The 8778-nt window shown below is 68.9% G+C and carries 5 protein-coding genes; 2 read left to right on the plus strand and 3 right to left on the minus strand.

Going from position 1 to position 8778, the window contains the following annotated elements; translation table 11 throughout:
* Nucleotides 1–1582 (plus strand): glycosyltransferase (locus EB084_13805; protein ID NDD29332.1); only part of this gene is annotated, 1582 nt, incomplete at its 5' end.
* A 15-nt stretch (nt 1583–1597) separates the two neighbouring features.
* Complete coding sequence (locus tag EB084_13810) at nt 1598–3832, plus strand: alcohol dehydrogenase (protein NDD29333.1); 2235 nt, start codon at nt 1598–1600, stop codon at nt 3830–3832.
* Here EB084_13810 and EB084_13815 read toward each other — a convergent pair.
* From EB084_13815 to EB084_13825, 3 genes are all read right to left on the minus strand, one after another.
* Entirely contained in the window at nt 3829–5835 is a 2007-nt protein-coding gene (locus tag EB084_13815) for a hypothetical protein (protein ID NDD29334.1), read from the minus strand. The two genes, EB084_13810 and EB084_13815, sit on opposite strands and share 4 nt — an antisense overlap.
* A gap of 7 nt (nt 5836–5842) precedes the next feature.
* The gene (gene asnB / locus EB084_13820) at nt 5843–7768 is read right to left on the minus strand and encodes an asparagine synthase (glutamine-hydrolyzing) (protein ID NDD29335.1); all 1926 of its coding nucleotides are present in this window, start codon (nt 7766–7768) and stop codon (nt 5843–5845) included.
* A gap of 89 nt (nt 7769–7857) precedes the next feature.
* Nucleotides 7858–8757, minus strand: a complete 900-nt coding sequence (locus EB084_13825) for a nucleotide sugar dehydrogenase (GenBank protein ID NDD29336.1) — start codon at nt 8755–8757, stop codon at nt 7858–7860.
* Nucleotides 8758–8778 lie beyond the last annotated feature (21 nt).

The raw sequence follows: 8778 nt of genomic DNA on the forward strand, positions 1-8778 counted from the left end.
GGCCGAGCTGCGCGACCTCGGGCCGCTCGGAGCGCTGCGGTTCTTGCAGAGTCAGCGCTTCAAGGCAGCCTTGACCTTCATCGGCTCCGCGCAGGAGTCCTCCCTGGCGCCCGCGCTCGAGACGGCCGCAGCGCTCACCCGTTCCGGTCGCCTCGGCAGCCTCGATGCGGGTGGCCACATCTCGACCTGGACCCGGGTCCGCGTGCTTCGCGCGATGACAAGGGCTGCCCTGGCCGTGTTGCGCGGGGCGTGGAGCGCCGCTGTCAACCGGATCGAGACCGCCCGCCTGTTGCGCGCCCCACGCATCTCGGCGCATGCGACGGGGAACGCGGTGCTGTACCTCAAGGCGACCCTCATGCCTGGCGTGCACAGCGGAGGGAGCGTCGGACACGTCGCCGGCGTGCTGAACGCGCTCGTCGCGCGCGGCATCAGCGTGACGTACGCCGCGCCGGAAGCCCCCATCGGGGGAGACCCGAAGGTCTGCCATCAGACGGTTCCGCCACTCGAGGCGTACGTTTGGCCGCCCGACCTCAACGAGCACCGCAGCAGCCGACTGCTGGTCAACACCCTTCGTCGAAGCGGACCGCCACGGGGCTGTCGCTTCATCTATCAGCGGCTGACACTGTTCAACATCGCAGGGGTGCTGCTCTCTCGCGCCTGGGGGATTCCGCTGGTGGTCGAGTACAACGGCTCGGAGAGCTGGGTGCGTCGGAACTGGGGCACGGCCCCCACCTTCGGTCGCCTGGCGGATGAGATGGAGACGGTTGCCCTGCGTCATGCGCACCTGGTGGTGACGGTGAGCGAGGTGCTGGCCCACGAGCTCGAGGCCCGAGGCGTCGAGGCGAGGCGTATCGTCTGGCACCCGAATGGAATCGATCCCGGGATGTTCGATCCTGCGCGATTCTCTGATGCCGACAGGCTTCACACCCGCGCGCGGGCCGGCGTGGAGGCCGATGAGACCGTGGCCACCTTTGTCGGAACCTTTGGCGCCTGGCACGGCGTGGAGGTGCTCGCGCGCGCCGTGGCCAGGCTTGCGACCCACGAGCACGGGTGGCTTGCGCGCCATCGCATGCGATTCGTCTGGGTGGGCGACGGCGAGCGCATGGCGGCCGTGCGGTCGATTCTCGGAGACGAAGGCCTGCGCTGGAGCGTCATGCCAGGTCTTGTGGGCCAGCACGAGGCCCCCGCGTGGCTGGCGGCCTCTGATGTGGTTCTGTCGCCGCACGTGCCGAATGCCGACGGTTCGCGCTTCTTCGGCTCGCCCACCAAGCTCTTCGAATACATGGCCATGGCGCGGGGAATCGTGGCGAGCGATCTCGAACAGGTGGGCGACGTGCTCAGGCCCGCCCTGAAGGTCGACGCGCTTCCCGCCGGTGACCCGGCCCTTGACGCGCGTGAGCGCGCGGTGCTTCATCCGCCCGGTGACGTTCTCGGGCTCATCGCGGGGCTGCGCTTCCTGGTCGAGAACCCGCGTTGGCGCGACGTGCTCGGCGCAAACGCGCGTCAGGCGGTTCTGCAGCACTACACGTGGGCGCGACACGTCGACGCCATCTTCGACCGCCTCGACGCCCTCGGCATCTGACATCGGGAGGGTCACGTGTACCAGGTCTTCCAGAATCCGGGGAACGGTCGACTCGAGGTCGCTGTGGTGCCGGGGCCCGTGGTGCGTCCCGGCCACCTGCTCATCGGCAATGCGTGCTCGCTCATCTCGGCGGGCACCGAGCGATCGGTTGTGCAGCTGTCGCGTCGGTCGCTGCTCGGCAAGGCGCGCGAGCGGCCCGATCTGGTGCGCAAGGTGCTGCGCAAGCTGGCCACCGAAGGCTGGTCGAAGACTGTCGCCCAGGTGCGCGGAAAGCTCTCTGAGCCCATCGCCCTCGGATATTCCTCGAGTGGCGTCGTCATCGCGTGCGGGGAGGGGGTGCAGGGCTTCCGCCCCGGCGATCGCGTGGCGTCGAACGGCGGTCACGCCGAGATCGTCTGCGTGCCCACCCACCTCTGCGCCAGCGTCCCCGAAGACGTCTCATCGGAGCAGGCCGCATTCGCGGTGGTGGGGGCCATCGCGCTGCAGGGCGTTCGCCTCACCCGCGCGAGCCTGGGCGAGACCGTGTTCGTCGTCGGACTGGGGCTGCTCGGCCAGATAACCGTGTCGCTGCTGCGGGCAGCAGGATGTCGCGTCATCGGCACCGATCTCGACGCGGCGAAGTGCGCCCGCGCTGTCGAACGAGGCGCTGAGGTGGCGCGCGTCGGTCTTGATGGCCCCGCGGTGGAGGCGCTCACGGGGGGGCTGGGCGCAGACGCGGTTCTGGTCACCGCCGCTGCGCGCGGCGCGGCGCCGCTGGTTCTCGCGGGGGAAGCGGTGCGCAAGAAGGGGCGTGTGGTGCTCGTCGGCGTGGCCGAGATCGCGTTGCCCCGCGACGTGTGGTACCAGAAGGAGGCCGAGTTCGTGGTCTCGTGCTCGTACGGGCCCGGACGCTACGATCCCCGCTATGAGGAGCAGGGGCACGATTATCCCGCGGCCTGGGTCCGCTGGACCGAGCAGCGCAACATCGCCGCCGTTCTCGACATGATGGCGCGTGGCGCGCTTGACGTGTCGTCTCTCATCACGCATCGGTACGCGGTCGAGCAGGCCACCGACGCGTACGCGCTCATCGAGTCGGGCGCTTCTCCCTACCTCGGCGTTCTGCTGCGCTACGATCGCCCTCCGAGCGATCGCGGCGGAGCGTCGTCATCAGAGCGCGCCTCGGGCGCCACACAAGCGCGCGCCACATCGGCCACAACGCGCCGTGTCGCCGGCGATGCGGGCAATGTGGGGGTGGGGTGCATCGGTGCCGGCCAGTTTGCGCGCGCGGTACTGCTTCCCCTGGTGGCGGCGCATCCCCGTCTTGCGCTGCAGTCGATCTGCTCCGGCGGCGGCGCGTCCGCGGCGCGTGTCGCCGAGCGGCTTCGATTCGCCCACGTCGCAGCAGATGCCCAGGCGGTTCTCGACGACGAGAAGGTCGAAGCCGTGCTGGTGCTGACCCGGCATCACCTGCACGGTGAGCAGGTCGTCAAGGCACTCGAGGCGGGCTGTCACGTGTTCGTCGAGAAGCCCGTCGCCCTGCGCGTGTCGGAGATCTTCACCATCGACGATCTCGTGCGCGCGCATCCGGACCGCTTCGTTCTTCCCGGATTCAACCGGCGCTTCGCTCCTGGGGCGCGAGCGGTGCGGGCGTTCTTCGCCGAGGTGAGAGGCCCCATCACCGTTTCGGTGAGATTCAACGCCGGTGCGCTGTCGCCCGATCACTGGACACAGGATCCGGAAGTGGGGGGAGGGCGCATCATCGGCGAGGCGTGTCACGCCATCGATCTCGCCACCTTCCTCACCGGATCGCCCCCCGTAAGGGTGTACGCCGAGTCCATCGGGGGGGCGGAGGCGCCCGCCGTCACCGACGATCAGTGCTTCATCACCCTGCGCCACGCCAACGGCTCGGTGTCGAGCATCGCCTATCTGGCTGGCGGCGACGCGACGCAGCCCAAGGAGCGGGTCGAGGTGCTCGGGGGCGGTCGCATGGCGGTCATCGACGACTGGATGGAGACGCTGACCTCTTCGATGGGCACCGCAAGCCGTGAGCGCACCCGCGTTCAAGACAAGGGCCACGCCGCTGAGATCGACGCCTTTGCCGCAGCGGCGGTGCGGGGCGGTCCCGCGCCCATTCCGTGGGAAGAGGTGCGTGCGGTCTCCCTGGCGAGCATCCTTGCCGTGCGCAGCCTCCGCGAGGGGGTCGCGCTGCCCGTCCCCTCCACGCGGGAAGAGGCCGAGGCGCTCGACGATCTCCCCCTTGAAGAGGCCTAGGTGCGGTCGTTTCGAATCCCCTCGTCGATGCTGCGATTCTCCGGCTCGGGCCTGATGGTGATGCGTAGCGCGGCCAGCTCGCCCTCGTGGGTCAGGTGCAGCAGGTAGCTGTCGCGGGCGGTTCCATACGATGGCGAGACGCGCGTCGGCGCGATGTGAAGCCGCCACCCGTCGCCTTCGAAGCGCGCAACGAAGCGGCGAGCAAGGCGTACCGCCCTGTCGCCCAGCGATTCGACGGGTACGCCGGGGGCGAGGTAGAGGTGAACGTCGACGCGATGGGGGCCGCTGCCTTCGAAGCGATCTTCGACCATGAGGGTGTGGGTGGCGTGCTCGAGGGTGATGCGACGCACCGGCGTGACGGGCGAGGGCAGGCGATGGTAGCCGGTGTGCCGTCCCTCGAACACGTCGCGCGCCTCGCTGGTCGACCAGACGTCGATATGGGGCTCGGCGTCGCGGCCCAGCGTCCAGAGCGCCGCCTCGTCGAGGCGATTGATCTCGGCGCCGTCGACCTGGGGGGTGTTGTGGCTGGCCGTAGAGCGGAAGCGGTTGCGCTCGAGCGCTGAGGCGGTATACACGAACGTGCCGCGGTCGCTGATCAGGTGCACGCCGTCGAGCATGGCGTCAAAGGCGAGGCAGTCGTTGTGCCCGTGTCCTCCGCGTCCCGCCATGCCCACCGGACTGGCGTCGATGAGCACGTGGTCGCGGGCATTGCGCATGATGTATACGCCGCCTGTTGGAAAGGCGCTCGACGAGGGAAGGGGAGCGGAAGGCGAAGCTTGTCGGGCGCGTGGTCCGAGAACCCAGAGCACCTCCGATGGCTCGTGCTCGAGCGGGGCTGCGCCGCCGAAGGCGTCGCTCACAATCTGGGTGAGGTAGCGGTGGTCATCGATGGCCTGCCCCCCCAGAGGAAGGGCTCGGCCATCGTCGGCGTCGCCCAGCCACGGGCTCGAGCCGTCGGACCGCATGTAGGCTCGCGTGAACCCATCCATGGCGCGCAGCCGCGACGCGTACGTCTCGGGTACGTCGAGCCCTTGCGCCTTGCGATAGAGGGCGGGGAGCAGGAAGAGCTCGAGAACGAGCCGGTGGTAGGGCACCGACCCTTCGAAGTCGACCCCGTCGTCGAGCACCTGCCTCGGCATCTCTTCGCACAGGAGCCGCCATCCGGTGTCGGCCCAGCGCTTCGGCGCGCGCCCCGCGCCGAAGAAGAGCCCCGCAAAGACGAGCGCGGCGGCGTCGGCCGTGCAGTGGTTGCCGTTCACGTCAGACCACTCGCGATAGTCGTGAACGTGTTCGCCGTGGAGGAAGAGGGTGCGGAGAAACCGCACGCGGAACGACGGGTCGCGCCACGAGGGCGCGTCTCCCAGGGCGTGGAACAGCCACGTCCACGTGAAGATGCGCATGGCGGCTTCCATGGCGATGGCCCACGCTGGCCCACGGCCCACGGGGTTGGCGTCGATCCACTGCTCGATGATGTCGCGGGCCGCACTCGCCCATCGGTCATCACGGTCGAGCGTCCACGCCTGTCCCAGGGGCAGGGCCCACTGCAGGCGAGAAAGCTCCCAGGGCACCTTCACGTCGCTGGGTCGACACAGATCAGCGTAGTCGATGGCACGGGCGTGGGTGTCCGGGAATGCGAGGCCGCTCTTGAAGTCGGTGTGCCAGTCGATGCGTGGCCCGAGATCCACCGGTCCGCTGCCCAGCAGGTCGACCTCGTGGCGAGCCGCTCGCGTCGCGGCCATGCGCACCCGCGCGCGCTCGTGCTCGCCCATCGTCGCGGCATCGCTCTCGCGCGGCATGTACGTGGCGTAGGGAGCCACTCGCAGCCGCTGCCACAGCGTGTCGATGTCGGGGGCTGCGCAGGCCGAGAGCAGCGCGTTCACATCGAAGGCGCGAGCGCGACGGGGAAGCCGCCAGCGGTCGATGATCGACAACGCCTCTTGTCTGGCGCGGTGGGCGATGACGTGGGGGGGCTTGCGGGCGATACGCAGCAGACGTTCGAGCATGTAGCGTCTATTGCGTGACGGGTACAGGGTCTCGCTGCTCGATGAACTGCGCGTGCCAGCGCACGAAGTTGAGCAGCAGCCACAGTCGGGTCGCGTCGCGACGTGCAAGCATGGTCTCGATCGTCTCACGGCTGAAGTAGTCGGTGCGCTGGCAGAACCCATCGAGATCGCGGGCCATGGTCTCTCCCAGCCTGTCGACGCACCACTCTGCCACCGGAACCCCGAAGCCCTGCTTGCGGCGGTCGATGATCGCATCGGGGATGATGCCACGCACCGCCTTCTTCAAGATGTGCTTCAATGTTCCGTGACGTGTCTTCACCGCTTCGGGGATGCTCATGGCCAGCTCGACCAGGGCGTGGTCGAGGAAGGGCACCCGCGCCTCGAGGCTCACCCCCATGCTCATCTTGTCGACGCGCATCAGAAGTAGTTCCGGCAGGCGCAGGTTGAGATCGAGATACGTCATCCAGCCCAGCGGCGACGGCTCCCACGCGCGCTCGAGGAAGTGATCGCGCAAGGGGCGCAGCAGCGCGCCGGTGGGATCGTGTCGGTGCTTCGCGCGCAGACGGGGCGAGAGCAGCGCCTGTTTCTGTCGGAACGTGAAGGTGTCGGCCCCGCCCCAGAACACGGGCAGGCCGTTTGCGCCCCTGCGCAGCGCCTCGTAGGGATGCCCGCCGGACTGGCCTGCCCACTCGAGGGCGCGCAGGCCGAGGCGCTTTGCGAATCGGGGAACGGGCCATTGATTGGCGCGCTCCAGCCCGAGCTTGATCTTCCACGAGGGGTAGCCCCAGAAGAGCTCGTCGGCCCCTTCTCCGACCTGGCATACCACCACGCCGGCGTCACGCGCGAGCTTCGAGACATAGTGAACGGGCACGCAGACCGGGTCGCCGAGGGGCTCGTCCTGCAGCCAGACCATTCGGGGGAGGAAGGTGAGGAGATCATCGACGTCGAGCTCTCGCTCGTGATGCGCGGCCCCCACGAGGCGGGCCATCTCCCGCGCGTGGGGCAGCTCGCTGGGGGTGCTTGCGGGGTTCCCCTTGTAGCCGATGGAGAAGGTGCGCACGGGCATGTCGCTGCCCTCGCTGAAGAGCGCGGCATTGGTGCTCGAATCGATTCCGCCGGACAGGAAGACCCCCATCGGGACGTCTCCCACCTTGCGCAGCTGAACCGATTCGCGCAGACGCTCGCGCACGAGGGCCGCGATGTCGTCGTCGGACAGGTCTCCCAGCGGCGCCGCGTGGTCGAGAACATCCCAGTAGCGATGGGGGGTGATGGTGCCGTCGAGGGTGACGCGCAGCACCGTGCCGGGCGACAGCTTGTGAATGCCCGCGAACAGGGTCATGGGCGCGGGTGTGGTCGCAAACGAGAGATAGTGGTGAAGGGCTTCCTCGTTCACCTCGCGCGGCTGCCCGGATACCTCGAGCAGGGCCTTGATCTCCGAGGCGAAGGTCAGGCGACCCGCGCGCACGCTGTAATAGAGCGGCTTCACGCCGATCCGGTCGCGCGCCAGCCAGAGCGTGCGCGCGGTCTCGTCCCAGATGGCGATGGCGAACATGCCACGAAGCCGGTGCAGGCAGTCGATGCCCCACTGCTCGTAGGCCTGGAGCAGCACCTCGGTGTCAGAATGGTCGGTGACCCAGTGATGACGGCCCGCGTGCTTCAGCTCGAGGCGCAGGGCCGCGTGGTTGTAGATCTCACCATTGAACACCAGCCTGACGGTCTGTCCGGGGTTCGTCATGGGCTGCGCGGCGAGGTCGGAGAGATCGATGATCGACAGGCGTCGATGGGCGAGGCCCACCGCGCCATCGTCGCGCACCCACAGGCCGCAGCCATCCGGACCGCGATGGACCATCACGTCGCGCATGGCCGTGAGCTCGCTGGCGTCGACGCGATGGTTCACCGACTCGAACACGACCATCCCGGCCAGTCCGCACATGCTCGTTCAGCCCTCGGCCGCCGCCCGGGAGGATGGGGGTTCGCTGTGCGGGCGTGCGCGCGTGCCGGGCGTCGGCACCGCGCCCTCGACTACCACACCCCTCGGGTGTCGACCACGCGCTTGTCTCTCAGCAGGCTCTTCTCGAGGGCGATGAAGCATCGATGGTGCACCAGCAGCACGATGACGTCGGCCCGCTCGAGGGCCAGCCCGGTGGTGAGCAGCGCAACGCCGCGGTCGGCCAGCGACGCGGGCAGCGCCGAGACGAACGGATCGACGACCACGATGGGACCCTGGCCCTGTGACGCCAGCAGCTCTACAACGCGAAGCGCGGGGCTCTCGCGGATATCATCGACATCTGGCTTGTATGTGAGACCGAAGCAGGCGATGACGGGCCTGTCGAGACCCGCGCAGGCCTGTGCCACGGCTTCGGCCACTCGCGCGGGCTGCGCGTCGTTCACAAGGCGCGCGGTGCGGATCAGGGAGGTCGTGTCCGGGGACAGATCGACCAAAAACCACGGGTCGACCGAGATGCAGTGCCCGCCCACGCCGGGTCCGGGGGTCAGCAGGTCGACCCTGGGGTGTAGGTTGGCGAGGCGGATGAGCTCGAAGGGGTCGACCCCGACCTCGTGGCTCAATGCCGCCACCTCGTTGGCCAGGGCGATGTTGACGTCGCGATAGGTGTTCTCGACCAGCTTGCACAGCTCTGCCGCACGCGCCGTGGTGGGCACCAGGCGTCCGTACACGAACCGGCCGTAGAACTCGATGGCGCGACGGGTGGCCAGGGGGTCGAGGCCACCGATGACGCGGGTGTTGCCCTGCATCTCGTCGAGGGCGTTGCCGGGCAGCATCCGCTCGGGGCAGTAGGCCACGCACACCTGGTCGACACGGGGCTCACCCGTTCCGCTGAAGTGCAGATCGGGCCGCTGCGCGGCCAGGCGGTCGCGCAGGCGCTCGGTGGTGTGCACCGGGCAGGTCGATTCGATGACCACCAGGGCGGCGGGGCGCAGGCG

It is taken from the genome of Pseudomonadota bacterium (genome assembly GCA_010028905.1).
Lineage (GTDB): Bacteria > Vulcanimicrobiota > Xenobia > RGZZ01 > RGZZ01 > RGZZ01.

Coding starts and splice junctions, on each gene's coding strand:
- EB084_13815 (NDD29334.1), bottom strand. CDS start 5,835: ATGCTCGAACGTCTGCTGCGTATCGCCCGCAAGCCCCCCCACGTCATC.
- asnB (NDD29335.1), bottom strand. CDS start 7,768: ATGTGCGGACTGGCCGGGATGGTCGTGTTCGAGTCGGTGAACCATCGC.